This is a genomic window from Candidatus Sphingomonas phytovorans (assembly GCA_029202385.1).
In the GTDB taxonomy this organism is placed as follows: Bacteria; Pseudomonadota; Alphaproteobacteria; order Sphingomonadales; family Sphingomonadaceae; genus Sphingomonas; species Sphingomonas phytovorans.
The window spans coordinates 1,514,598-1,540,284 of sequence record CP119314.1 but is presented as its reverse complement, the minus strand read 5'-3'; the positions used below and the strand labels follow the sequence as shown (position 1 = coordinate 1,540,284).

Here is a 25,687-nt window from a genome sequence, read left to right as displayed (position 1 = left end):
CGAAGGCGCGAAGAAATTTCTGGAGGCGCCGCTCTGCACCAAATCTCTTTGCGTCTTCGCGCCTTCGCGTGAATTATTCCTCCGAGGATGGGCGCACGGATGGATCTTGAGGCAATTGCCGCCGATGTCATCGACCAGGCACTTCAACTGCATCGCGGTCTCGGACCAGGGCTGCTCGAGAGTGTTTATGAGGCGATCCTCGCCGGCAAGCTGGCAAAGCTCGGTTATGAGGTTCGCCGTCAGCAAGCGATCGATATCCAGTATGACGACCTGCGGTTCGAGGCTGCGTTCAGGATCGACCTGCTTGTGAACGACAGCCTTCTGGTGGAGATCAAATCGGTCGAGCGCCTGAGCGCCGTTCACGCAAAGCAGTTGCTCACGTATCTCAGGCTTACGAATCAGCCGCTTGGGCTGCTCATCAATTTCGGCGGCGCGACGCTCAAGGAAGGGCTGCAACGTGTCGTCAATGGCCACACGAACTTTGGGTCTTCGCGCCTCCGCGTGAACCAGAAAATTGGAGAATAAGATGTTCGACCTGACAGGCATGACCGCGCTGGTGACCGGCGCTTCGGGGGGAATCGGTTCCGCGATCGCGCAGGCGCTGGCGGGGCAGGGGGCGCGGCTTGCGGTTTCGGGTTCGAATGCGGCCAAGCTGGATGCGTTCAGGACCAGCCTCGGTGGCGACCATGTCGCCTTGCCCTGCGACCTTTCCGACGCAGCCGCGGTGGATGCGCTGGTGCCGGGGGCGGTGGAAGCGCTCGGCAAGCTGGATATCGTCGTCAACAATGCCGGGGTCACCCGCGACAATCTGGTCATGCGGATGAAGGACGACGAATGGGATCAGGTGATCCGGGTCAATCTGGAAGCGGCGTTCCGCATCGCCAGGGCCGCCGCGCGGCCGATGATGAAGGCACGCTTCGGTCGCATCATCTCGGTTACGTCGGTGGTCGGCACGACCGGTAATCCGGGCCAGGCAAATTATGCCGCCTCCAAGGCGGGGCTGGTCGGCATGTCCAAGGCGCTGGCGCAGGAACTCGCCAGCCGGGGCATCACCGTCAATTGTGTCGCGCCCGGATTCATCCGTACCGCGATGACCGATGTGCTGCCCGACGCGCAGAAGGACGCGCTGAATGCGCGAATCCCCGCTGGCCATATGGGCGAAGGTGCGGACATCGGCGCCGCCATCGTTTATCTTGCGAGCCGCGAGGCAGGCTATGTTACAGGCCAGACTCTGCACGTGAACGGCGGCATGGCGATGATCTGATCGTGATCGGTGCCGTTTCAGGGGGCAACGCCCCCTTGCAAGGGCACCGAGCGCGTTCTACGTGCGTTCGGGAAATGAAACCCCCAGCGATAGAGGGACGATAACAATGAGCGAGACCGCAGACCGGGTTAAGAAGATCGTCGTCGAGCATCTCGGCGTCGAAGCCGACAAGGTCACCGAAGACGCGAGCTTCATCGACGATCTGGGCGCGGACAGCCTCGATATCGTTGAGTTGGTGATGGCGTTCGAGGAAGAGTTCGAAGTCGAAATCCCCGACGATGCCGCGGAGAAGATCACGACCGTCAAGGACGCGATCACCTTCATCGACGAGCACAAGGACTGATCTGGCGGATGGCGCCCCGGCGCCCTGCCTTGCCCTCAATCGGGCAGAAATGAATGAACGGCTCCCCGTCCCAGGGCAACCAACAGGGGCGGGGAGCCGTTCCTGTTTGACGAAGTGAAGAACGGAGATGGCCATGCGCCGTGTTGTCGTAACCGGGCTCGGGCTTGTGACGCCGCTGGGTGCCGATGTGGAAACCGCATGGGCGAACATCATCGCCTCCAAATCGGGCGCGGGCATCATCACCCGCTTCGACGCGACCGACTATGCCTGTCGCATCGCCTGCGAGGTGAAGCCGCCGGAGCATGAATATGGTTTCGATCCGGGCAAGCGCGTCGACCACAAGGTGCAGCGCCAGGTCGATCCGTTCATCATCTACGGCATCGATGCCGCTGGCCAGGCGCTCGAGGATGCCGGCCTGACCGACATGACCGAGGAAGAGCGTTTCCGCGCTGGCTGTTCGATTGGCGCAGGGATCGGTGGCCTGCCGGGCATCGCCAGCGAATCGATCGTGCTGCATGAAAAGGGTCCGCGCCGGGTTTCGCCGCATTTCGTTCATGGCCGCCTGATCAACCTGATCACCGGTCAGGTGCAGATCAAATACGGCCTGATGGGGCCGAATCATGCGGTCGTGACTGCCTGCTCGACCGGCGCGCATTCGATCGGCGACGCAGCGCGGATGATCGCGATGGACGATGCCGACGTGATGCTCGCGGGCGGCGCCGAGGGCGCGATCTGCCCGCTCGGCATTGCCGGCTTCGCCCAGGCGCGCGCGCTGTCGACCAATTTCAACGACACGCCTGAAAGGGGCAGCCGCCCCTATGATGTCGATCGTGACGGGTTCGTGATGGGCGAGGGCGCGGGCGTCGTCTGCCTGGAGGAATATGAACGGGCCAAGGCGCGCGGTGCGAAGATCTATGCCGAGGTGATCGGCTATGGCCTGTCGGGCGACGCCTATCATGTCACCGCGCCGCATCCTGAAGGGTCGGGTGCGTTCCGCTCCATGGAAATGGCGATGCGCAAGTCGGGCCTGGCGCTGTCGGATATCGATTATATCAACGCGCACGGCACCTCGACGCCGCTCGGCGACGAACTGGAACTGAACGCGGTACGTCGCCTGTTCGGCAACAATATCGATACGCTGTCGATGAGCTCGACCAAGTCGGCGATCGGCCATCTGCTTGGCGGTGCCGGTGCGGTGGAGAGCATCTTCTGCATCCTCGCGTTGCGCGACCAGATCGTGCCGCCGACCCTGAATCTCGACAATCCGAGCGAGAATTGCGCCGGCGTCGACCTGGTGCCGCACGTTGCGAAGAAGCGGTCGGTCAAGGCAGTGCTGAACAACAGCTTCGGGTTCGGCGGCACCAACGCAAGCCTCGTCATGCGGGCCGTCTAGGGAGCCATGCGCAAGCTTGGGTGCTTCGGCCTGCTCGTCGTCCTTGCGGCGATCGGGGCAGCTTTTATCGGGCTGCAATATTGGGCCGGGCCGGGGCCGCTGAAGCGTACCACCAGCGTCCAGATCGCGTCGGGCACCAGCCTCGCGACCGCGTCGGTTCAGCTCGAAAAGGCCGGGGCGATCGGCTCGGCGAGCCAGTTCCGGCTGTTCGCGCGCTTCCTTGGCTCCGATGCGCCGATCAAGGCCGGGGAATACCGGCTGCCGCCGCATCTCAGCCAGGCCGATATCCTCAAGGTCCTGCAAGGCGGCAAGACGCTGCAACGCTTCGTGACGATCCCCGAGGGCTGGCCCTCGGTGATGGTCAAGAAGGCGCTGGACAAGACTCCGGGGCTCGAAGGGACAGCGCCGGTGCCGGGCGAGGGGACCGTGCTGCCCGACAGCTACAGTTTCGAGCGAGGCTATACCAAGGCGTTCATGATCGAGCGCATGCAGGGTGCGATGACCCGCTACCTCGCTGCGGCCTGGGAAAAGCGGAAGCCGGGCATCGCGGTGACGACCCCGCGCGACGCGCTGATCCTCGCGTCGATCGTCGAGAAGGAAACCGGCAAGCCGAGTGAACGGCGGATGGTCGCCGCCGTCTATTCCAACCGGCTGAAGCGCGGGATGATGCTCCAGGCCGACCCGACGGTGATCTATCCGGTCACCAAGGGGCTGCCGCTCGGTCGCCGCATCCTGCGATCCGAACTGCAGGCGAACAACGGATACAACACCTATGCGATGACCGGGCTTCCCGCCGGCCCGATCTGCAATCCCGGCCGGGCCTCGATCGACGCGGTGCTTGACCCCGAACAGTCAAGCGCCCTGTATTTCGTCGCCGACGGAACGGGTGGCCATGTGTTCGCCGACACGCTCGAGCAGCACAATGCGAACGTGCAGAAATGGTACGCGATCAGGAAGTCGCGCGGCGAAATGTAGGGGCGGTGCAACCGTGCCTTTTCCCCGATCGCTCACGGCGATAAGGGGAGCAGGGCAGTCGGGGGCAGATCGTGACAATCAATTCCGGCACGGCTGACGTCGCGACCGCCTCGCGGCGCCTTCGTATCGCCCGGCCGGATCGCCTGCTCGTCGCGCTGCTGATCGCGACCTTCCTCACCTGCAGTCTCGGCTGGCTGTTCAAGGCGCATTGCACCTTCGACGACGGCGGCTGGACCGCATCCGAGCAATATACGACTGGCTGTTATTCGGATGCGATGCCCTTCTGGGGCGGGCGGGAGATCGCAGCGGGCAAGCTGCCCTATTTCGAGGCGCGGATGGAATATCCAGTGCTCACCGGCGGGCTGATCTATCTCGACGGGCGCGTCACCGCCGGAGTGTTCGGCCGTGCGGCTTCCGCGCCGAATTTCCTTTTCGTCGTCGCGCTGGTCAACACGGGGATCGCCCTGCTGGTAACCTGGCTTCTATGGTCGATGGGGCTGGCGCGATCGCGCCTGTGGTGCTGGGCGCTGGCCCCGCCGCTGATCCTTTATATCGGGCATAACTGGGACATCCTCGCGATCGCGCTGGCGGTCGGCGCGGTGGCGCTGGCGCAGCGCGGGCGGCTGACCTATGCGGCGGGGCTTGCCGCGCTCGGAGGCGCCGCCAAGCTCTTTCCGCTGCTGTTGCTTCCCCTGCTCGGGCTTCGTCCGCTGATCCAGCGCAGGATTCATACGGTGGCGATCCTGATCGCGGCTGCCGTCGTCGCCTGGGGCGCCGTCAACCTGCCCGCCGCGATATTCGCGCGCGCGAACTGGCTTGAATTCTACCTTTTCTCCAGCAGCCGGGGGAGTACTGCCGGGTCCCTGTGGGAACTGGCGGGCCAGTTCAACCTGCTCCAGACGACGATCGAACAGCGCAACCTGTGGTCGGCCATCCTGTTCCTGGCCGGGGCCGCAGCGATCGTCGCGACCGGCGCCCGGCGGCACTGGCTTCATCTCTGGGTGCTGTTCACCCCGGTCGTCGCGTGGTTCCTGCTCGTCAACAAGGTCTATTCGCCGCAATTCGACCTGTGGATCCTGCCGCTGATGCTGGTGACGTCGCGCCGGCTCTGGCCGGTCGTGCTGTTCATCGTCGGTGACATGCTCGCCTATTTTGCCGAGTTCTGGATGTTCGCCGGGATGGAAGGCGCCTGGCCTGCCACTGGGCAGACCGAGATCCTGGTCGCGGTGGCGGTGCGTGACGCTGCCCTGCTATGGACGATCGTCGACGCTGTCCTGACGCGGGCGCCCGACTGGGTGAAGGACCAGCCGGTCGCCCGGCCGGTCTCAGCCCCGCAGGCCTGACGCGGCGCGCGCCTTCGCCTCGACCTCGGCCATCGTCCCGCCCGTCACCCAGCTTCCGCCGACGCACAGCACGGGGCCGAACGACAGCCAGTCGGGCGCGCTTGCTTCAGTGATGCCGCCGGTCGGGCAGAATTTGCACTGATAGAAGGGCGCGGCGAGCGCTTTCAACGCCTTGAGGCCGCCTGACGTCTCGGCGGGGAAGAACTTGAAATGTTCGAGCCCGAGATCGAGCCCCCGCATGATGTCGCCGGCAGTCGCGATCCCCGGCAGATAGGGCACGCCGCTGTCGACGATCGGCGTGGCGAGCCGCTCGGTAAGGCCGGGTGAGACGATGAACTCGGCGCCAGCGTCCATCACCTGCTCGAACTGTTCGGTCGAGACGACGGTGCCGGCACCGACGATCGCGCCGGGCACCTGCTTCATCTCGCGGATCGCGTCGAGCGCGGCGGCGGTGCGCATCGTCACCTCAAGCACCTTGAGCCCGCCGGCGACCAGCGCCTCCGCGAGCGGGCGCGCCGTCGCCGCATCCTCGATCACCAGCACGGGGATCACGGCGCTCGTCCGCATGATCGTTTCGATACCGCTCATCGGGCATGCTCCTGGGCAAAGGCGGCCGCGGCGCCGAACAGGCCGGGCTGGGGGTGAGTGATGAGCTTGACCGGTATCGCCTCAAGCATCGTACGGAAACGCCCTTTTGCGGCAAATCGTTCGGCAAAGCCCGATCGGGCAAGATGATCCTTGAGCCGGAGACCCAGTCCACCGGCGATGACCACGCCCTTGGCGCCCTGCGCCAGTGCCAGATCCCCCGCCACCGCGCCCAGGCTGAGGCAGAAGCGATCGAGCGCGGCAAGCGCGAGGCTGTCCTCGCCGTCGAGCGCCTCGGTCCAGATCGCCTTGTCGTCGAGCCGCTGTACCGCGCGGCCCTCGATCTCGGCCAGCGTTTCGTAGATGGTGACGATGCCGGGGCCGGCGACGATCCGTTCAGTCGAGACGCGGGTATAGGTCTTGCGCAGCCGCTTGAGCATCGCATCCTCGATCTCGTCGAGCGGGGAGAAGTCGACATGGCCGCCTTCCGTCTCGACGACGTGATAACCGTTCGGCGCGCGCAGGATATAGGCGACGCCGAGCCCGGTGCCCGGACCGCAGACCGTGATCACGCCGTGCGTCGTGAAGGGCTCGTCGGGGCCGCAGAGATGCAGGAAACTGTCGTCATGCATCTGTGCCGCGGCATGGCCGACCGCGCCGAAATCGTTGATCAGGACGAACTCGTCCACCTCGAGGCGCTCGCGCACCAGCGCCGGGCGGATGATCCACGGATTGTTGGTCAGCTTGATCAGGTCGCCGCCGACCGGCGACGCCACGGCGATGGCCGCCGCGCGAGGCATGGGGCGATCGAGGGACGCGCCGAACGCCTGCCAGGCAGTCTGCAGGCTGGCATATTCGGCGGTCTTCAAGGTCGCGGGCTGGCCGAGCGAGACCACACGGCCTTCCGCGACCTCGGCGATGGCGAAACGGATGTGAGTCCCACCGATATCGACTGCGACGACTTCCATTCCTACCATCCCATTGCGGCGAGCATCGCTGACGCGCCCTTTTCTGCTTCATTGGCGCCGCTGCGGAACATGGCGAAAAGCTCGCGGCCCATCCCCTGGGCGGCGGCCGGTGCTTCGGCGAAGGGCCTCGCGGCCCATTCCCCGGGGTCGACCAGCGCGACCAGTTCGCCGGTGTCGGCCGACATGCGGATGATGTCGCCGTCGCGCAGCTTCGCGAGCGGGCCCTCGCCAAGCGCCTCAGGCGAGCAATGGATCGCACAGGGCACCTTGCCGCTGGCGCCGGACATGCGCCCGTCAGTGACGAGCGCAACGCGGAAGCCGCGATTCTGCAGCACGCCGAGCGGCGGGGTGAGCTTGTGCAGTTCCGGCATGCCGTTGGCGCGGGGGCCCTGGAAACGCACGACCACCACGACATCGCGTTCGAGCTCGCCTGCCTTGAAGGCGGCCTGCACCTCCAGCTGGTCGGCAAAGACCCGGCATGGCGCCTCGACCGTCCAGCGATCCCGCTCCACCGCGCTCACCTTGATGCAGGCCCGGCCGAGATTGCCGGTGAGGATGCGGAAACCGCCCTCGGGCGCGAAGGGCGCGGCGGCCGGGCGCAGAATCGTCTCGTCGCCGCTGGCACCGACATCCCCCCATACCAGCGCCTCGTCCTTGATGGTCGGGCGCTTGGCGTACGTTGTCATGTCATCCCCGGCGACCGTCATCAAGTCCCGATGGAGCATGCCCGCGTCAAGCAACTCGCGGATGACATAGGCCATGCCGCCAGCATCCTCGAAGCCGTTCACATCGGCCGAGCCGTTGGGATAGACGCGCGCGATCAGCGGCACGGCGCGCGACAGGCGGTCGAAATCCTCCCAGTCGATCACGATTCCCGCCGCCGCCGCGATGGCGGGGAGATGGATCAGGTGATTGGTCGATCCGCCCGTGGCGAGCAGGCCGATCGCCGCGTTCACGATCGCCTTTTCATCGACGCATTCGCCCAGCGGGCGATAATCGTCACCGCTCCAGCCGATCTTCGCCAGTTGATGGACCGCGGCGCGAGTCAGTTCCTGGCGCAGCTTAGTGCCAGGATTCGCGAAGGCGGCACCGGGCATGTGAAGGCCCATCACCTCCATCATCATCTGGTTCGAATTGGCCGTGCCGTAGAAGGTGCAGGTGCCCTTTGAATGATAGGCGGCGATCTCAGCGTCGAGCAGGTCCTCGCGCGTCGCCTTGCCTTCGGCGAACTGCTCGCGGACGGCGGCCTTTTCCTTGTTGGGCAGGCCCGACCGCATCGGCCCGCCGGGGACCAGGACCATCGGCAGGTGGCCGAAGCGAAGCGCGCCCATCAGCAGGCCAGGCACGATCTTGTCGCAGATGCCGAGCAGCGCCGCGCCCTCGAACATGCCGTGGCTGAGCGCCACGGCGGTCGACAGAGCGATGGTGTCGCGGCTGAACAGCGACAATTCCATGCCGGCATAGCCCTGGGTCACCCCGTCGCACATCGCCGGCACACCGCCCGCCACCTGTGCGGTGGCCCCGGCTTCGCGCGCCCAGACCTTCATCTGCTCGGGATAGCGATAATAGGTCGCGTGGGCCGAGAGCATATCGTTGTACGAGGTGACGATGCCGATGTTCATTCGGCCGCCCGCCTTCATCGTCTCGCGGTCCTCCTCGGTGCCGGCATAGCCGTGCGCGAGGTTGGCGCAGCCGAGGGCGGGGCGGTCGACATGATTGTCGCGCTCGCGCCGGATCAGCGCCAGATAGGCGTCGCGGGTCGGCTTCGACCGGGTAATGATCCGGTCGGTGACCGCGCTCACATCGGCATGAAGCGTCATGCGGGGCTCCAATGGATGTCGACCGGCAGTTCAGCGTCGGCGAGCACGCGCCCGATCGGGTAGGAGGAGGACGGGCCCTGCCTGATCGCCTGCTCGATCACCTTGCGCTTCTTGTCGCCGGTGACGGCGATCATCAGCGCCTTGGCGGAGACGATCGCGGCGCGGCTCAGCGTGATCCGTGCGACGGGCGCATCGGCGGGCAGGGGATCGGGCATGACGCCGAGCGCGCGGCGCTCGCGCGGACCGGCAATGGCTTCCTCATAGTCGGGGCCGGGGAAGATCGAGGCGGTATGCCCGTCCTCGCCGACGCCGAGCAGGCAGAGGTCGAGCGGCCAGTGATGGTCGGCGAGCCGCGAATCGGCTGCCTTGCCGGCCGCGCGATAGTCCTTCGCCGCCTCGCTCACGATCGGGATCACGCGCGCGCCCTTGGGCAGGAACGCCTTGCCGATCGCGGTGATGTTGGACAGCGGATCGCCGAGCGGCACGATGCGCTCGTCGGTCGGGATGATCGTCACGCGCTTCCAGTCGAGCTTGGTCGCGGCAAGCTTCTCGTAGATCGGCAGCGGCGTCTTGCCGCCTGCAAGCGCGATGACGCACCCGCCGCGCGCATCGATCGCGCTTTCGATCACGAAGCCGATATCGCCCGCGACGGCAGCAGCCATCTCGGCCGCGTCGTCATAATCCCACCATTCGATTTCTTCGCTCATGCTTCGTCCTAATATTTGGCGTTCGTCCCGAGAACCGTGTCGACAAGCTCGACACGAACGGGTGCAAGATCGTCTGGTCGCTCAATCGTCCTGCCAGGTCACCCCGTCGCGCTCGGTCAGCGCGATTGCCGCGGAAGGGCCCCAGGTGCCCGAGCCATAGCTTTTGGGCTTCACGTCATTGGCGGTCCACCCAGCGCGGATCGCGTCGATCCACTCCCACTGCGCCTCTACCTCGTCGCGGCGGACGAACAAGGTCGGATCGCCCTCAATCAGGTCGAGCAGCAGCCGCTCATAGGCGATGCGGCGGCGCGTGCCGGCGAATTCCGCGTCGAGGCTCAGGTTCAACGGCACCTCGCGCAGACGGATGCCGTCGCGGTCGAGGCCAGGTTCCTTGGCCATCACCAGCAGCTGGATATATTCCTCGGGCTGGAGGCGGATGACCAGCATGTTGGGCTGGAGCAGCCCGCCGCGGCTGGCGAACATCGAATGCGGCACCGCCTTGAACTGGATCGCGATCTCGGAGTGCCGATTGGGCATGCGCTTGCCGGTGCGGAGATAGAAGGGAACACCCTGCCAGCGCCAGTTGTCGACATGCGCCTTGATCGCGACGAAGGTCTCGGTGGTCGAAGGCTTGCCCAGCTCCTCGATATAGCCCTTCACGATCTCGCCATTGACCGCGCCCTGGGTATATTGGCCCGTCACGGTGGCGTGGGGCACTTCCTCGGGCTTCATCTTGCGGAGCGAACGGAACACTTTCGCTTTCTCGTCGCGGATGGCCGTGCCGTCGAAACGGGCAGGGGGCTCCATCGCGATCAACGCGAGAAGCTGCAGCATGTGGTTGGCGACCATGTCGCGCAACGCGCCGGCCGTATCGTAATAACCGGCGCGATCCTCCAGCCCGACCGTCTCCGAGATCGTGATCTGGATATTGTCGATGCCCTGCGCGTTCCACACCGGCTCGAAAAAGCTGTTGCCGAACCGGAGCGCCAGGATGTTCTGGACCGTCTCCTTGCCGAGATAATGGTCGATCCGGAAAGTCCGGTTCTCCGGAAAGGCGCTCGCGACCGTGTCGTTGATCTCCCGACTCGACGCCAGGTCGTAGCCGAGCGGCTTTTCAAGGCCGATGCGAACGGTGTCTCCGGCCAGCCCAGCCGATTCGAGCCCGCGGATCACCGGCTCGAACAGCGACGGCGCGGTCGACAGGAAGATGGCGAGGCCGTCCGAGACGTCGCCCACCTTCTTCGCCAGTAGATCATAATGGGTGAGGTCGGTCGCATCGAGCGCCTGATAGCCGATGCGCTCCAGGAAGCTCTTGACCGCCTTCTCGTCCTTGCGATCCTCGGGAAGGAACTCGTCAAGGGCGTGCTTCGCGAACTTGCGATAGCTCGCATCGTCATGGTCGGACCGGGCCGTACCCGTGATGGTCAGGCCGGCGGGCAGGAGCCCGTCGGCGTGAAGCCCGTAGAGTGACGGCAGCAACATGCGTTGCGCGAGGTCTCCCGTCGCGCCGAACAGCAGAAGCTTGCCTACCGGATCGCGCATAATGTCTCCTGATGGCCGTGTAGCCGATGCGCCTAACAGACGCGGACGCGCCGGGCCAAGGTGAATACGCAGTCGGCCCGGCTGATTAAAGCGCCAATCCGGCGACGGGGTCGAATCCGGCCATGATGTTGAGGTTCTGGACGGCTGCCCCGGCGGCGCCCTTGCCGAGATTGTCCAGCGTCGCGATCAGGCGAGCCTGACCGGTCTCGGCATTGCCGCAGACGCGAAGGGTCAGCCGGTCAGTGCCGGCATCGTCCTCGATCGCCACGGTATCGGCATCAGCCTCCACCACCCGGACGATCGGCGAATCCTTATAGGCCTCGCGCAGGACCGTCTCGCAGGCCACGAGCGTCGGGCGCCGCACGAACATGTGGAGCGGCAGCGGCACCTCGACGATCATGCCGCGATAGGTGTTGACGACTGAAGGCGTGAAGATCGGCAGATGCTCAAGCCGGGCATGCTTCTGCATCTCGGGCACATGCTTGTGCGCCAGGCCCAGCGCATAGGGGCGCGCTGCGGGTGGCGGGTTGGGCCCTTCGAACTCGGCGATCATCGACTTGCCGCCACCCGAATAGCCGGAGACTGCATTGACCGAGATCGGCCAGTCGACCGGGATCAGTCCCGCACGCACCAGCGGTCGGACGAGCGCGAGGAATCCGGTCGGATAGCAACCGGGATTGGAAACGCGCGGCGCCTCGGCGATCGCTGCCATCTGGCCGGGCTCGAGCTCCGGAAAGCCATAAGTCCAGCCTTCGCCGACACGGTGGGCCGTCGAGGCGTCGATCACCCGGGTGTGGCTGTTCTCGATCAACGTGACCGCTTCGCGCGCGGCATCGTCGGGCAGGCAGAGAATGACGAAATCGGCATCGTTGAGCAGCTTCGCCCGGGCCTTCGCGTCCTTGCGGCGCGATTCGCTCAACGTCAGCAGCTCGATATCGTCGCGACCGCTCAGCCGGTCGCCAATCTCCAGGCCGGTCGTCCCGGCGGCGCCATCGATAAAGACCTTCACCGTCATTGCGTGGGCTCCAGCGCGGCTGAGTCGATATAGCCTACCAGTTTCTGCGCCACCGCAATGCCCCAGGCCTTGCCGCCGGCGATATCAAGCACCTCGAAGATATCGCCGGGACGAAGCACGGCCAGGATCGCCGCATCGCCGGCACTGGTTGCGAGAAGCGACGCCTGAATCGCGATTCGACGCGGCATGGGGGCGGCGTAGTGCGGGGCGAACACGCGGTCGGCGAGGCGGATGTCAGCGACATCGCGCCTGACGGCGTCGTGCAACGGATCCAGAACGGCGGACGGCCCGAGAAGCGCGAAGCTCCTACGCTGAGGCCCGCTGGTGGACTGGCTGTTCGGCATCACCGATAAACTGGCCAAACTCTTCAAGAAATTCTGCCCCTTCAGACGTGCGCGCGACGAATATGTTGCGCTTGTCGGTTTCGTCACGCTGTCGGCGCAGATAGCCGAGCGAACCGAGCCTGTTCAAGGCGCGCGTCACTACCGGCTTCGAAACGTTCAGCACACGCGCGAGTCCACGCACAGTATGGGGACCGGGATTGAGATATACCACCAGCAACAACGCCATCTGCCGGTTGGTCAGGTCGGGCTCGCCCGACCTCACATAATCCACCAGCGTCCGCATCCAGCCGCCAAGCGATCGATCAGGAAGAGTGGCCACGAAGAAATTCCACATTTGCCCAGGCCCCGCACGTTGGGGCACCAGACTTATAACGTTCATAATCGCCACTGGTTTCAGTGCGGAAACGAAATGTCCGGCCTGCCTGTTTCCGGTTGCGGTTGATCGCGAGCCTTCGCTCGCCTATGTGCCCGCCTTCCCAAGCCACAGGTTGCGCCCGTTCATGTTCAAGTTCCTTCTCGTCGTCCATGCGATCATCGCCGCCAGCCTGGTGACCGTGATCCTGATGCAGCGCTCGGAAGGCGGCGGGCTTGGCATGGGCGGCAGCCCCTCCGGTCTGATGTCGGCGCGGGGCGCGGCGGATTTCCTGACTCGCGCCACCTCGATACTGGCGTCTTTGTTCGTCGGACTGGCGATCGTGCTCGCGGTGATTGCCTCGATGGGCCACAACACCGCGAAGATCGATCCGACCCTGGCCAGGACGCCTCCTGCCGCGGCCGGTGTCCTGCCGCCGCCACCGGCGGCGCAACCTACGACCGCACCGGCACCTGCCAGCAACAGCGCGGTCCCGCTCGCGCAGTAAGCGCGGGCCCCCTTTCGCATTTTTTTGTAACGGAAGTGGAGTCGCGCGCTTGTCGCGCGACCCATGTTGACGCTAGGCCTTTTCTCCCATGGCGCGGTTTATTTTTATCACCGGCGGCGTGGTCTCCTCGCTCGGTAAAGGTTTGATGGCGGCGAGCCTTGCGGCTCTCCTGCAGGCGCGCGGGTATCGCGTGCGCATCCGCAAGTTCGACCCCTATCTGAACGTCGATCCCGGCACGATGTCGCCCTATCAGCATGGCGAAGTCTATGTGACCGACGACGGGGCAGAGACCGATCTCGATCTCGGCCATTATGAGCGGTTCACCGGCGTCGCCTCGCGCCAGTCGGACAACATCACCTCCGGCCGCATCTATCAGCAGATCATCACGCGGGAACGCCGCGGCGACTATCTCGGCGCGACCGTACAGGTGATCCCCCACGTCACCGACGCGATCAAGGAATTCGCGCAGGCCGAGACCGACGATCTCGACTTCGTGCTGTGCGAGATCGGCGGCACCGTCGGCGATATCGAATCGCTGCCGTTCATCGAGGCGATCCGTCAGCTCAGGAACGATCTTGGCCGTGGCCAGTCGGTCAGCATCCATGTCACCCTGGTGCCGTACATCGCGGCGGCGGGCGAGTTGAAGACAAAGCCGACCCAGCATTCAGTGCGCGAGCTTGCGGCGCTTGGCGTCCAGCCCGACGTGCTGGTCTGTCGGTGCGAGCAGCCGCTTCCGGCCAGCGACCGGGCCAAGATCGCCCTGTTCTGCAACGTCCGCAAGGAAGCGGTGATCCCGGCGCTCGACGCGAAAAGCATCTACGCCGTGCCGATGCAATATCACGCCGAAGGGCTGGACGCCGAGGTGCTTCGGGCCTTCGACATCGAGCCCGGCCCGGCGCCTGACCTGTCGCGCTGGTCCGACATCGTCGATCGCCTCACCAATCCGGAGGGCGAGGTCACGGTCGGCGTGGTCGGCAAATATGTCGGGCTGCAGGACGCGTACAAGTCGCTGAACGAAGCGCTGGTGCATGGCGGCATCGCCAACCGGGTCAAGGTCAACATCGAGTGGATCGACGCCGAGCTGTTCGAGTCCGAGGACAATGACATCGCGGCCAAGCTCGAGCCGATGAACGCGATCCTGGTTCCTGGTGCGTTCGGCGAACGCGGTGCCGAGGGCAAGATCGCCAGCGTCCGGTTCGCGCGCGAGCGGGAAATCCCCTATTTCGGAATCTGCTTCGGCATGCAGATGGCCTGTGTCGAGGGTGCGCGGAATTTGGCCGACATCAAGGATGCAAGCTCGACGGAGTTCGGCCCGACCGATGAGCCGGTCGTCGGCATGATCACCGAATGGATGACCGGGGCCGGTATCGAAAAGCGCGAGGAAGGCGGCGATCTGGGCGGCACGATGCGGCTCGGTGCCTATGACGCGAAGCTCGATGGCAACAGCGTGGTCGCCTCGATCTACGACGCGACCGATATCTCGGAGCGGCACCGGCATCGCTATGAGGTCAATACCGGCTATCGCGACGCGCTGGAAAAGGGCGGGCTGGTCTTTTCGGGCATGTCGCCAGACGGGATGCTGCCGGAAATCGTCGAGCGGCCCGATCATCCCTGGTTCGTCGGCGTGCAGTTCCACCCGGAACTGAAGTCTAAACCGTTCGATCCGCATCCGCTGTTCGCGAGCTTCATCGGAGCGGCGGTAAGACAATCGCGGCTGGTCTAGGAACGGCTAATCCACGGGCCGGAGCGCGAGCCGTCCGTTAGTGAGACGTATCGGCCAGGTCGGCCTGGGCCTCATATTCCTGAGCCATGGTGATGAGGGTTTCGACGGTATGGCGGTCCCCGACGGTGGTCGCCAGCCGGCGGCACCGTTCGGCCAGCCTGTGCAGCGTGGCCACCTCGGGACTTTCCGCCAGCGTCATTTCCGGCTGCGGGATTGCCAGCAGCGCCGGATCGACCGGCGGTTCGACGGATTCGATTCGCCCTCTCATCTGAAGCCCCCGTGGAACAAAGCCTGTTCACGCTAAAACGTTGATCTGGATCAAGGGTTCCGGGATGTGACAAAAAAGGGGCGCCCGGACGGAATGGTCCGGACGCCCTTGCTGCCTGGAGTGGCGACGGCTCTTATGCCGCTTCGCTGTCCCTGCCGTCGTCGACCGCGGCGAGTGGCGCGCCCGTCTTGATGGCGACCGTCTTGGGCTTCATCGCCTCAGGCACCTCGCGGACGAGTTCGATCGTCAGCAGACCGTCATTGAGCCGCGCATCGTCGACACGGACGAAATCGGCCAGCTCGAAGCGGCGCTCGAAACTGCGGTTGGCGATGCCAAGATGCAGGAAATTGGCCGTGCCGCCTTCCTTCTCGGCCTTGTTGCCCTTCACCTGAAGCAGGTTCTGCTGAGCGGTGATCTCGATCTCGTCGCGACCGAAGCCGGCCACGGCAAGAGTGATCCGGTAACGGTCTTCCGCGAGACGCTCGAGGTTGAAAGGGGGGTAATTGTCCACCGCCGACTGGCGCGCGCTGGCTTCGAGCATATCGAACAGGCGGTCGAAGCCGATGGTGGAGCGGCGATAAGGGGTCAAATCAAACTGACGCATGTGAGTCTCCTCAATTCAAAGCGAGATGGTCGTCATGGGTGCCCGCTACGGCGCGACACCCGGTCTTCACGCGGCCCGATCGGCACCGCGCACCGCAGATCTGGGGCGTTCCGTCGCCGGTTCAAGAGGTGAAACGGCTGATTTCCGCGGGCGAAAGTTCAGCTTTGCGCTCGGCAAGTTCTTCCGGGGGTGAAACCATAGCGATTAGATGGGAATTATAGTGTCGACTCGGACCAACGAGCCCAAAGGGGATATCAATGCTCGCCACTCTGCCCATGTTGTTGCTTGCCCAGACTGCGCTCGCCTCCCAGACGGTGGTGATCACTGATGCGGGTGCGGCGTCAGCGGTTGCTGCGACCGCTGCAGTCACGACGCCTGTGGCCGATGAGGCACCGGAGGATGAGGCTGCGGAGAAATCCGGCGGAGCCGGCGACATCGTCGTCACGGCGCGCCGGCGTACGGAGCGTGTGCAGGAAGTGCCGATCGCCCTGTCAGTGATCGGTGGCGAGGAATTGCAGAAGAGCGGCGCATTCAACGTCAACCGGCTTCAGCAGCAGCTGCCGTCGCTGCAATTCTATTCGAGCAATCCGCGCAACTCGGCGATCAACATCCGTGGTCTGGGCGCGCCGTTCGGCCTTACCAATGACGGCATTGAGCAAGGCGTCGGCTTCTATGTCGACGGCGTCTATATCGGCCGGATCGGTGCCTCGACCTTCGACTTCGTCGATGTCGAGCGAGTCGAGGTGCTGCGCGGCCCGCAGGGTACGCTGTACGGCAAGAACACCACGGCGGGCGCGCTCAACATCACCACCCGTGCACCCAGCTTCTCGCCGGAAGCCAGGGTCGAAGTGAGCGGCGGCAATTACGACTTCGTCCAGGCCAAGGCTTCTGCCTCGGGCCCGCTGGCCGACAATCTCGCTTTGCGCCTGTCGGCATCCGCGACCACGCGTAAGGGGACGATCTACGATGTTACCAGCGACAAATATCTGCATCGCCAGCGCAACCTGGGTCTGCGCGGCGCATTGCTGTGGAAAGCGACCGATACACTCGACCTGACCTTGTCAGGCGACTTCAATGTGCAGAGCCCGGATTGCTGCGTGCAATATTATGCGCGTGTCGGCCGTACCCAACGGCCGCTCAATCGCCAATATGACGCGCTCGCGGCCGCTTTCGGTTATTCCCCGCCCAGCAAGAATCCGTTCGATAGAGTCACCGATCTCGATGCGAGCATCAAGTCCCGGCAGGAAATCGGCGGGGTGTCGCTGGTCGCCAACTGGGATGTCGGCTTCGCGACGCTGACCTCGGTCAGCGCGTGGCGCTATTGGGACTGGCAGCCGCAGAACGACCGCGACTTTATCGGCCTGCCGATCACGACGGTGTCGCAGAATCCGTCGCAGCAGAAGCAGGTGTCGCAGGAAATCCGCCTTGCTTCGAACGGCTCGAACAAGCTCCAATATACCGTCGGTGCCTTCTTCTTCCATCAGACGATCAATACTCAGGGGTCGCAGGTGCAGGGCTCGGCGGCGAGCCGCTGGCTGCTCAACCCCGGCAACGTGCCGGTCGGCTCGAGCGGCTGCGCCACGCCAACGGCGAATGCCTGCAACCCCGCGGTTCTGAACGGCCTGACATCGACCAACACGATCAGTTTCGACAACACGAGCTTCGCGGTGTTCGGCAAGCTCAACTGGGAAGCCGCTGACGGCTTTCACATTCAGCCCGGCCTGCGTCTCAACTACGATAAGAAGAGTGGCTCGTATCTTTCTGTTGTTACTACCGGAAATGGTAGCACGACGCTCAATGCGGACCAGGCTGCGACGCTGGCGCCGCAGAGCTACGCACCTCGCTTCAGCGCCTGGAATGTGTCGGGTGACATCACTGCCTCCTATGACTTCTCCCACGACGTACACGGCTACGCGACTTATTCGAAAAGCTTCAAGTCGGGCGGCATCAACCTGTCCGGCCTGCCGCTCAACGCTCTCGGCACTGCCGTCGATCTGACGACGCAGACGGTTAAGCCCGAAAAGGTCGATGCGTTCGAATTGGGCCTGAAGACGCAATTCCTCGATCGCCGGGTGACGCTGAACCTTGCTGGCTTCTGGACCGAAATCTCCGACTATCAGGCGACGGTGAACAACGGGCAGCTCACCGTGATCCGGGGCTATCTGGCCAATGCCGGCAAGGTGCGGTCCCGCGGGTTCGAGTTCGACTCGAGCTTCCGGCCAAGCAAGCGCCTCAACCTCTATGTGAACGGTGCTTACACCGACGCGATCTATCAGAAGTTCACGAACGCACCGTGCCCGCCCGAGCTTTCCGGCGGTACCGTGACGACCGGTACACCTGGGGCCGCCGGGGTACCCGGCGCCCTGAGCCCCGTGGTCTGCGATATCTCGGGTCAGCGTCTGCCGGGCATCTCCAAATGGTCCTTCTCGTTCGGCGGCGAATATAATGTGCCGGTCGGCGGGTCGGGCGGCGAGGTCTATGTCGGCTACGACGGCAGTTATCGCTCGCGTTTCTCGTCAAACCCGTCGCCCTCGGCCTATACCTGGATCGAGGGAGGTTCGTTGTCGAACTTCCGCCTGGGCTATCGCAAGAATGACTTCAACGTCTTCGCCTGGGTCCGCAACGCCTTCAACCGCGATTATTTCGAACTGTTGTCGACTCAGTCGGGCAGCACCGGCCTGATCGTCGGCCAGCCCGGTGACCCGCGCACTTTCGGGGGCACCATCAGCAAATCCTTCTGACGGTTTCGCAGGACCGCAACTCCGGCGCGCGCCGGGGTTGCGGCCAGCACCAATGCCATTTTTTGATGGGCTGCCATTGGCCGGAAGCAAAGATCGCGGTTTTTTGAAAAACCAAACGCCCGGGCCGTTTCCAGCCCGGGCGCCTGCGTGACGACTGCTCGTCAGCCCCCTTGTCCCGCTTCCGCTACACACCCTGATGGGCGGAACTGAAAGCATTCCCCGAACCACGGCCGTTGCCTGTGTCTCAGTGGCCCAACGCTAGGATCGACCCCGCGCTTTGTCACCGGGAATGTGGCAGGGTGGGGCGGATTGCGGCGACCCTGTGGCGATTGCGCAACACGCGGCTTCAGTTGCCAGCCGCGCATGTGCAGCCTAGAGCGAGTCGATCTTACACGGACGGGTTGTTCCGAACATCATGATCCTGTCGCGCTATGAACGCATGATCGCCCGCCGCTATCTGCTGCCGGGCAAGGGCGAGGCTTTCATCCTGCTCGTCGCCGGTTTCAGCCTCGGCGCCGTCATGCTCGGCGTCGCCGCGCTGGTGATCGTGATGAGCGTGATGAACGGCTTTCGGGCCGAGCTGTTCGACAAGATCGTCGGGCTGAATGGCCATGCGGTGGTGCAGGGCATTGGCGGCGAGCTTCCCGACTGGCGCCGCGTCGTCGACCTGGCAAAGGCGACGCCCGGTGTGACCAGCGCGACGCCGCTGATCGAGCAACCGCTGATGACGAGCTATAACGGCCGGGTCGAGGCCGTGCTGGTCCGCGGCATGCGGGTGGAGGATATCCGCCGCAACGCGACGATCAATTCGAAGGTGGTGATGGGATCGCTCGCCAGTCTCACCGACGGCAGCGGCAGGATCGCGATCGGATCGAAGCTGGCCGAGGCGCTGGGCGCACAGGTCGGCAGCGAGATTTCGCTGATCAGCCCGCAGGGGCAGACCACCCCTTTCGGCACGGTGCCGCGCATCGTCTCCTACACGGTCGGCGCCATCTTCGAGATCGGCGTCTATGACTATGACAAGGCCTATGTCGTCATGCCGATGCCGGATGCCCAGACCCTGCTGATGATGGGCGATTCGGTGGGCATGGTCGAGCTTCAGACGGCCGATGCCGACCGGGTGGGGAGAATTCTCGCGCCCCTTGCCGACAAGGTCGCGGGCAGGGCGGTGATCGCCGACTGGCGGCAGATGAACGCTCAATTGTTCGAGGCGCTGGCGATCGAGCGGGTGGTGATGTTCTGCGTGCTGTGCATCATCATCCTGGTCGCCGCATTCAACATCGCCTCGTCGCTGATCATGCTGGTGCGGGCGAAGACGCGCGACATCGCGATCCTGCGCACCATGGGGGCGACGCGGACTGGGATGATCCGGATCTTCATGACGGTGGGCACGACGATCGGCGTGCTGGGCATCCTTGCGGGGTTAGTGCTTGGCTTCACCTTCCTCGTCTTCCGCCAGAATGTGGTCGATTTCGTCCAGTGGATCAGCGGGCAGAATCTGTGGGATCCCACGATCCGCTACCTGACGATCCTGCCGTCAAAGACCGATCCGTTCGAGATGATCGCGATCGTACTGATCGCTTTCCTGCTTACCTTCCTCGCCACGCTCTATCCGGCGTTCAAGGCGGCGAGCACCGATCCCGTGCAGGTGTTGCGCTATGAGTAATCCGGTTCTCGCTGTTTCGGGCCTGACACGCAGCTTCACCCAGGGCGGCTCGACGATCGAAGTATTGCGCGGTGTCGACCTGGCGGTTGGGCAGGGGGAGATCGTCGCCCTGCTCGGCCCGTCTGGATCGGGCAAGTCGACGCTGCTCCAGGCGGTCGGCCTGCTCGAGGGCGGGTTCGGCGGATCGATCCGCATTGCCGGGGAAGAAGCGGCGCAACTCGACGCGCATGGCCGGACGATGGTGCGCCGCGACTATCTCGGCTTCGTCTATCAATTCCATCACCTGCTGCCGGATTTCAACGCGACCGAGAATGTCGTGCTGCCCCAGCTTATCCGCGATCGCAGCCGTGCCGATGCCGATGATCGGGCGCAGTCGTTGCTGACCGCGCTCGGGCTCGGTCATCGGTTGACGCATCGGCCCAGCCAGCTTTCGGGCGGCGAGCAGCAGCGGGTCGCGGTGGCACGCGCGCTGGCCAACAAGCCTGCACTGGTGCTGGCGGACGAGCCGACGGGCAATCTCGACGAAGCGACCGCGGATGTGGTGCTTGCCGAATTCCTGCGGCTCGTGCGCGGCGAAGGGTCGGCGGCGCTGGTGGCGACTCACAACGAGCGAATGGCGCTCAAGATGGACCGGGTGGTGCGGCTGCACGAGGGGCGGCTTGCCTGAACGTCCAGGTGCGAGTGTTGCTCGCGCTACGCGGCGAACTCGACTATCTCCTGATGCGACAACAGGGGAGAAGGGCATGACCGCGATCACTGAAATGAGCGTCAAGGCGGCTGACGGTGGCGTGGCGGACCTCTCCGCTTATGCCGGCCAGGTGCTGCTGATCGTCAACACAGCCTCCAAATGCGGTTTCACGCCGCAATATGAAGGGCTTGAGGCGCTGCACCGGAAATATGCGGATCGCGGCTTCGAGGTGCTCGGCTTCCCATGCAACCAGTTCGGGGCACAGGAGCCTGGCGACGCGGCCGAGATCGCCAGTTTCTGCACGCTGACCTATGATGTCACCTTCCCGGTCTTCGCCAAGATCGAAGTCAACGGGTCGAATGCCGATCCCCTGTTCGAGCAGCTGAAGAAGGACGCGCCAGGCCTGTTGGGGTCGACCTCGATCAAGTGGAACTTCACCAAGTTCCTGGTCGATCGCAGCGGCAAGACGGTCGCGCGCTACGCACCGACCACCAAGCCTGAGGACATCGAGGCCGACATCGAGAAGCTGCTTCAGCATCAGGGCTGAACGGGTATTCTGCTGAAGCCGGCCTTCAGGGAGGATCGGCTTCAATAAAGTTCCCGTCGCAACCAGACCTCATCAGGTCCGTCACCCGCACGCTGGAGCAGCTTGGCCAGGGTGAGCTTGTACTGGCGCAATTCGGCGAAGCTGAGCGATCCGAACCAGGCGCGTTCATGCGCGCTCGCCTCGGCGTCGAGCAGCGGCACCAGATCGGCACCCGCTTCGCTGAGCGAGAGCCGCACTGATCGACCATCAGTCGGATCGGCGGCACGCACCACCAGGCCCTTGGCCTGAAGCCGGTCGGCAAGACGCGTGACCGCCGCGCCGTCGAGCCGCAGGGAGGAAGCAAGGCCCCTGACGGTATTCGCATCATGCCGCGCCAGTGCGGCGAGCAGGCGGTATTGCGACGGCGTCACGCCGAATGCCGCGAACCGGCGCTCAAGATCGCCTTGCAGCGCTTGCGATACGCGATCATGCCAAAAACAGACGCGATCGGCTTCTTTGTGGATAGTTAATGTCATGACAACCATTTACATTGTCATGACATGGATCGCAATCCACAGCTAATCCGGCGCACAAGGCTTTCCCGAATCGGCCTGGGCACCCATAGTCGTTGAATGCCGCATTCAGCTTTCGTGCCTCTACGTATCTTTTCGTCCTACACGATGCTCGATGGCGCGATCGAACCCAAGGCGATCGCCAAGCGCGTGCAGGAACTGGGGTTTCCTGCCGCGGCCTTGACTGACCGCAACGGCCTTTATGCGGCGATGGCCTATTCGGATGCCTGCAAATCGTCTGGGGTGCAGCCGATCATCGGCACGATGCTTGGGATCGCGCGACCGGATATGCCCGACGGCATCGAAGCGCCGGTCGACTGGATCGCACTCTACGCGCAGGACGAGACCGGCTATCAGAATCTCTGCGCGCTCGTGTCTCGCGCGCACCTCGATCGGCCGCTCGAATTGTCGCCGCACGTCGATTTCGCCACGCTCGAAGGCAGGACCGATGGGCTGATCGCGCTGACCGCCGGCGGCGAGGGCGGGTTGACCCGGTTGATCGCGGAAGGACAGACGGAACGGGCGATGGCCTATGCCGATCGCCTCCAACACCTGTTCGGCGACAGGCTCTATATCGAGCTGGTCCGCCGGCTCGACGAGATCGAGGGCAGGGCGGAGGCCGGGCTGCTCGACCTCGCTTATGCGCGCGACCTGCCGATCGTGGCGACCAACCCCTGTTGCTATGCCGACCAGGATTTCGGCAATGCGCATGACGCGATGCTGTGCATCGCCAATTCGACCTATATCGCGAGCGAGGACCGCCCGCGCAGTTCTCCCGACGCTTGGATGAAGCCGGCCAAGGACATGCGCCTGCTGTTCGAGGACCTGCCCGAGGCGATCGCCAACACCCTGGTCGTCGCGCAGCGCTGCGCGGTGATGGCCCCATATCGCAAGCCGATCCTGCCCAGCCTTGCCGGCGATCCGGCGGCCGAGGCGGAGGCGCTGCGTCACGATGCGCGGGAGGGGCTTGAGAAGCGGCTCAAGCGGATCGAGGAGCTTTCGGCGCATGCTCCCGTCGTCGCCGGGGAGGCGGTGGCAGAAGAGGACTGGCGCGACGCTTACCGCAAGCGGCTGGAATTCGAACTCGACGTCATCATCCAGATGGGCTTTCCAGGCTATTTCCTGATCGTCGCCGACTTCATCAAATGGGCGAAGGACCATGACATCCCGGTCGGGCCGGGCCGTGGATCGGGCGCTGGTTCGGTCGTCGCCTGGTCGCTGACCATCACCGATCTCGATCCGATGAAGCTCGGCCTGCTGTTCGAACGTTTCCTCAACCCGGAACGCGTATCGATGCCCGACTTCGACATCGACTTCTGCGAAACCCGGCGTGGCGAGGTGATCCGCTACGTCCAGGAGAAATATGGCCGCGACCAGGTGGCGCAGATCATCACCTTCGGAAAGCTGAAGGCCCGCGCGGTGCTCAAGGACACCGGGCGCGTGCTTCAGATGAGCTATGGCCAGGTCGATCGGCTCGCCAAGCTCATCCCGAATCATCCGACCGATCCATGGACCCTCGAGCGCGCGATGAACGGCGTCTCGGAACTGCTCGCCGAATATAAGAGCGACGGTGGGGTGAAGCATCTGCTCGACCTCGCCATGAAGCTCGAGGGCCTGCCGCGCCATAGCTCGACCCATGCCGCCGGCGTGGTGATTGGCGACCGGCCGCTCGCCGAGCTCGTCCCGCTCTACCGCGATCCGCGATCGGATATGCCGGTCACCCAGTTCGACATGAAATATGTCGAGGGCGCTGGCCTGGTGAAGTTCGACTTTCTCGGCCTGAAGACTCTTTCGGTGCTCAAGAAGGCGATCGACCTGCTCGCGAACCGCAACATCGTCGTCGATCTCGATGCCCTCGAATGGGACGACGAAGGCGTCTACAAGCTGCTCCAGAAGGGCGACACGGTCGGCGTGTTCCAGCTCGAATCGGAAGGCATGCGACGCACGCTTGCGGCCGTGCGCCCCTCCAATTTCGGCGACATCATCGCGCTCGTCTCGCTCTACCGCCCCGGCCCGATGGACAATATCCCGAGCTTCGGCGCCCGCAAGAACGGGCGCGAGGAGATCACCTATCCGCATCCCCTGCTCGCAGGAATCCTGTCCGAAACCTACGGGATCTTCGTCTATCAGGAACAGGTGATGCAGGCGGCGCAGATCCTGGCCGGCTATAGCCTGGGCCAGGCTGACCTTCTGCGTCGCGCGATGGGCAAGAAGATCAAGGCTGAGATGGACGCGCAGCGCGCCGGGTTCGTCGAGGGCTGCCTTGCGGTCAACAAGATCCCGGCGGGCAAGGCGAACGAACTGTTCGACTTGATCGACAAGTTCGCCGGATACGGCTTCAACAAGTCGCACGCCGCCGCCTATGCCCTGCTCGCCTATCAGACGGCGTGGCTGAAGGCGCACTATGCGGAGGAATTTTACGCCGCCTCGATGTGTTTCGACATGGCGCTGACCGACAAGCTTGGCGTCTTCACTGATGACATGCGGCGCATGAGCGTTGCCTGCCTGCCGCCTGACATCAGCCGTAGCGAGGCCGAATTCTCGGTCGAGAGCACCGAGGACGGTCTGGCAGTGCGCTACGCGCTCGCCGCGCTGAAGAGCGTGGGCGAGGGCGCGATGGAGAAGCTCGTTGCCGAGCGCGACGAGAATGGGGCGTTCGACACGCTTGACGAGCTTGCCCGCCGCGTTGACCCGCGCCTGCTCAACAAGCGCCAGCTCGAAACGCTGGCGGCGGCGGGGGCGTTCGATTCGATCGATCCGAACCGTGCGGGTATCTTCGCGACCGCCGAGACGATCCTCGCGACCGCCGCGCGGGTCCATGACATGCGCACCAGCGGACAAGGTGGCCTGTTCGGTACAGCGGACGCGGTCGAACCGGCGATCAAGCTGCCGCTGTCGGCGCGCTGGACGCTCGCGCAGCGGATGGACCAGGAGAAGGAGGCTTTCGGCTTCTATTTCTCGGCCCATCCGGTCGATCGTCATTCCCACCTTGCCAAGATGCACGGCGCGCGGAGCTACGCCGCGCTGGGCGAACTTTCCATTCCCGATGACGGCACGCGCGCCGGGGCGACGATGGCGGCCCTGGTCGAGGACGCACGGTGGCGGACCTCGGCCCGGGGCAAGCGGTACATGATGGCGACCTTGTCCGATCCCTCGGGCCAGTTCATCGCCACCTGCTTCGACGATGGGGTGGCAGCCGACCTGGAGGAGGCAGCGCGGAATGGCGGCTGCGGGTTGATCACGGTGGAACTGGACCGCCGGCCCGGCGAAGACAGTCCGCGCGTGAGCATCAAGCGCATCCAGCCGTTCGAGACGCTCGCCAATACGGCGCGTTTCGTGGTCGAACTGTCGGTGGAAACGCCGGCGGCCATGGCGGCGCTCGGCGCGTTGCTGGCTGAAGTGCGCGGGGCACGGGGCGAAGTATGGGCCAATGCCGCGCTTCCTGACGGCGGGGCGGCACGCGTGCTGCTGGGGCGGGATTTCCTGCTCGACGGCGAGCTTGCCGCCCGGATCGAACATCTGCCCGGGGTGAGCAACGTGGTCCTGAAAACCTCCGAAACCAAGCTGGCTCTTGTCGGCTGACCGGGAAGGAAAGGCTCCCGTGGCCGCGATGTATTGCCGATCCGTGTCCGGCTTGACGATACGCGACATATCAATGACGGTCGTGCCGACCGGAGGCCTCTGAGCTGCCCGGTCAAGACAGGCCAGGGCTGTACAAACACGCGCAAAGCGGACGACAA

Annotated in this window: 24 protein-coding genes; 13 read left to right on the top strand and 11 right to left on the bottom strand. The window is 64.5% G+C overall.

Annotated features, from left to right (window positions below; translation table 11 throughout):
* Nucleotides 1-99 precede the first annotated feature (99 nt).
* The 6 genes from P0Y59_07025 (at nt 100) to P0Y59_07000 (ending at nt 5,318) form a co-directional block, all read left to right on the top strand.
* Complete coding sequence (locus P0Y59_07025; protein ID WEK01424.1) at nt 100-525, top strand: GxxExxY protein; 426 nt, start codon at nt 100-102, stop codon at nt 523-525.
* A gap of 1 nt (nt 526) precedes the next feature.
* Nucleotides 527-1,264: a 3-oxoacyl-[acyl-carrier-protein] reductase gene (gene fabG, locus P0Y59_07020; protein ID WEK01423.1), complete on the top strand. Its 738-nt coding sequence runs from the start codon at nt 527-529 to the stop codon at nt 1,262-1,264.
* Nucleotides 1,265-1,370: 106 nt separating this feature from the next.
* Complete coding sequence (locus P0Y59_07015; protein ID WEK01422.1) at nt 1,371-1,607, top strand: acyl carrier protein; 237 nt, start codon at nt 1,371-1,373, stop codon at nt 1,605-1,607.
* A gap of 133 nt (nt 1,608-1,740) precedes the next feature.
* On the top strand, nt 1,741-3,000 hold the full coding sequence (gene fabF / locus P0Y59_07010) for a beta-ketoacyl-ACP synthase II (protein ID WEK01421.1): 1,260 nt from the start codon (nt 1,741-1,743) through the stop codon (nt 2,998-3,000).
* Nucleotides 3,001-3,006: 6 nt separating this feature from the next.
* The gene (mltG, locus tag P0Y59_07005; protein WEK01420.1) at nt 3,007-3,975 is read left to right on the top strand and encodes an endolytic transglycosylase MltG; all 969 of its coding nucleotides are present in this window, start codon (nt 3,007-3,009) and stop codon (nt 3,973-3,975) included.
* Between the two features lie 71 nt (nt 3,976-4,046).
* Nucleotides 4,047-5,318: a hypothetical protein gene (locus P0Y59_07000; protein ID WEK01419.1), complete on the top strand. Its 1,272-nt coding sequence runs from the start codon at nt 4,047-4,049 to the stop codon at nt 5,316-5,318.
* Here P0Y59_07000 and eda read toward each other — a convergent pair.
* The 8 genes from eda to P0Y59_06960 all read right to left on the bottom strand — a co-directional run bounded on the left by eda (nt 5,301) and on the right by P0Y59_06960 (nt 12,582).
* Nucleotides 5,301-5,906, bottom strand: coding sequence for a bifunctional 4-hydroxy-2-oxoglutarate aldolase/2-dehydro-3-deoxy-phosphogluconate aldolase (gene eda / locus P0Y59_06995; protein ID WEK01418.1), 606 nt, complete (start codon nt 5,904-5,906; stop codon nt 5,301-5,303). The two genes, P0Y59_07000 and eda, sit on opposite strands and share 18 nt — an antisense overlap.
* Complete coding sequence (glk, locus tag P0Y59_06990) at nt 5,903-6,871, bottom strand: glucokinase (GenBank protein ID WEK01417.1); 969 nt, start codon at nt 6,869-6,871, stop codon at nt 5,903-5,905. The genes eda and glk overlap by 4 nt, the downstream gene beginning before the upstream one ends.
* A gap of 2 nt (nt 6,872-6,873) precedes the next feature.
* Entirely contained in the window at nt 6,874-8,691 is a 1,818-nt protein-coding gene (gene edd / locus P0Y59_06985; protein WEK01416.1) for a phosphogluconate dehydratase, read from the bottom strand.
* Nucleotides 8,688-9,398, bottom strand: coding sequence for a 6-phosphogluconolactonase (gene pgl, locus P0Y59_06980; GenBank protein WEK01415.1), 711 nt, complete (start codon nt 9,396-9,398; stop codon nt 8,688-8,690). Before pgl ends, edd begins: the two co-directional genes overlap by 4 nt.
* 81 nt (nt 9,399-9,479) lie before the next feature.
* Nucleotides 9,480-10,940: a glucose-6-phosphate dehydrogenase gene (gene zwf / locus P0Y59_06975; protein WEK01414.1), complete on the bottom strand. Its 1,461-nt coding sequence runs from the start codon at nt 10,938-10,940 to the stop codon at nt 9,480-9,482.
* Nucleotides 10,941-11,025: 85 nt separating this feature from the next.
* Nucleotides 11,026-11,955 (bottom strand): N-acetyl-gamma-glutamyl-phosphate reductase, encoded by a 930-nt coding sequence (argC, locus tag P0Y59_06970; protein ID WEK01413.1) that lies wholly within the window; start codon nt 11,953-11,955, stop codon nt 11,026-11,028.
* Nucleotides 11,952-12,230 carry an SH3 domain-containing protein gene (locus tag P0Y59_06965; GenBank protein ID WEK02523.1) on the bottom strand — a complete coding sequence of 93 codons (279 nt, stop codon included), beginning with the start codon at nt 12,228-12,230 and terminating at the stop codon, nt 11,952-11,954. The genes argC and P0Y59_06965 overlap by 4 nt, the downstream gene beginning before the upstream one ends.
* Before the next feature lie 31 nt (nt 12,231-12,261).
* Complete coding sequence (locus tag P0Y59_06960) at nt 12,262-12,582, bottom strand: MarR family transcriptional regulator (protein ID WEK02522.1); 321 nt, start codon at nt 12,580-12,582, stop codon at nt 12,262-12,264.
* 217 nt (nt 12,583-12,799) lie between these two features.
* On the opposite strand from P0Y59_06960, the gene secG reads away from it, so the two are divergent.
* Together secG and P0Y59_06950 are read left to right on the top strand one after the other, a co-directional pair.
* Nucleotides 12,800-13,159, top strand: a complete 360-nt coding sequence (gene secG / locus P0Y59_06955) for a preprotein translocase subunit SecG (GenBank protein WEK01412.1) — start codon at nt 12,800-12,802, stop codon at nt 13,157-13,159.
* A gap of 88 nt (nt 13,160-13,247) precedes the next feature.
* Nucleotides 13,248-14,882: a CTP synthase gene (locus P0Y59_06950; GenBank protein WEK01411.1), complete on the top strand. Its 1,635-nt coding sequence runs from the start codon at nt 13,248-13,250 to the stop codon at nt 14,880-14,882.
* A 37-nt stretch (nt 14,883-14,919) separates the two neighbouring features.
* On the opposite strand, the gene P0Y59_06945 is transcribed toward P0Y59_06950, so the two are convergent.
* Together P0Y59_06945 and P0Y59_06940 are read right to left on the bottom strand one after the other, a co-directional pair.
* On the bottom strand, nt 14,920-15,150 hold the full coding sequence (locus P0Y59_06945; protein ID WEK01410.1) for a hypothetical protein: 231 nt from the start codon (nt 15,148-15,150) through the stop codon (nt 14,920-14,922).
* A gap of 133 nt (nt 15,151-15,283) precedes the next feature.
* A complete protein-coding gene (locus P0Y59_06940) occupies nt 15,284-15,754 on the bottom strand; it encodes an Hsp20 family protein (GenBank protein ID WEK01409.1) in 471 nt (156 codons plus the stop codon).
* 257 nt (nt 15,755-16,011) lie between these two features.
* Between P0Y59_06940 and P0Y59_06935 the strand changes: the two genes are divergently transcribed.
* The 4 genes from P0Y59_06935 (at nt 16,012) to P0Y59_06920 (ending at nt 21,396) form a co-directional block, all read left to right on the top strand.
* Complete coding sequence (locus P0Y59_06935; GenBank protein WEK01408.1) at nt 16,012-18,495, top strand: TonB-dependent receptor; 2,484 nt, start codon at nt 16,012-16,014, stop codon at nt 18,493-18,495.
* 415 nt (nt 18,496-18,910) lie between these two features.
* Nucleotides 18,911-20,161 (top strand): lipoprotein-releasing ABC transporter permease subunit, encoded by a 1,251-nt coding sequence (locus P0Y59_06930; GenBank protein ID WEK01407.1) that lies wholly within the window; start codon nt 18,911-18,913, stop codon nt 20,159-20,161.
* Nucleotides 20,154-20,828 carry an ABC transporter ATP-binding protein gene (locus tag P0Y59_06925; protein WEK01406.1) on the top strand — a complete coding sequence of 225 codons (675 nt, stop codon included), beginning with the start codon at nt 20,154-20,156 and terminating at the stop codon, nt 20,826-20,828. The genes P0Y59_06930 and P0Y59_06925 overlap by 8 nt, the downstream gene beginning before the upstream one ends.
* Before the next feature lie 76 nt (nt 20,829-20,904).
* Complete coding sequence (locus P0Y59_06920; protein WEK01405.1) at nt 20,905-21,396, top strand: glutathione peroxidase; 492 nt, start codon at nt 20,905-20,907, stop codon at nt 21,394-21,396.
* Between the two features lie 41 nt (nt 21,397-21,437).
* Here the strand turns inward: P0Y59_06920 and P0Y59_06915 are convergent, their stop codons facing one another.
* Complete coding sequence (locus tag P0Y59_06915) at nt 21,438-21,806, bottom strand: MarR family transcriptional regulator (protein ID WEK01404.1); 369 nt, start codon at nt 21,804-21,806, stop codon at nt 21,438-21,440.
* A gap of 201 nt (nt 21,807-22,007) precedes the next feature.
* Between P0Y59_06915 and dnaE the strand changes: the two genes are divergently transcribed.
* Complete coding sequence (gene dnaE, locus P0Y59_06910) at nt 22,008-25,529, top strand: DNA polymerase III subunit alpha (protein WEK01403.1); 3,522 nt, start codon at nt 22,008-22,010, stop codon at nt 25,527-25,529.
* Nucleotides 25,530-25,687: the final 158 nt, after the last annotated feature.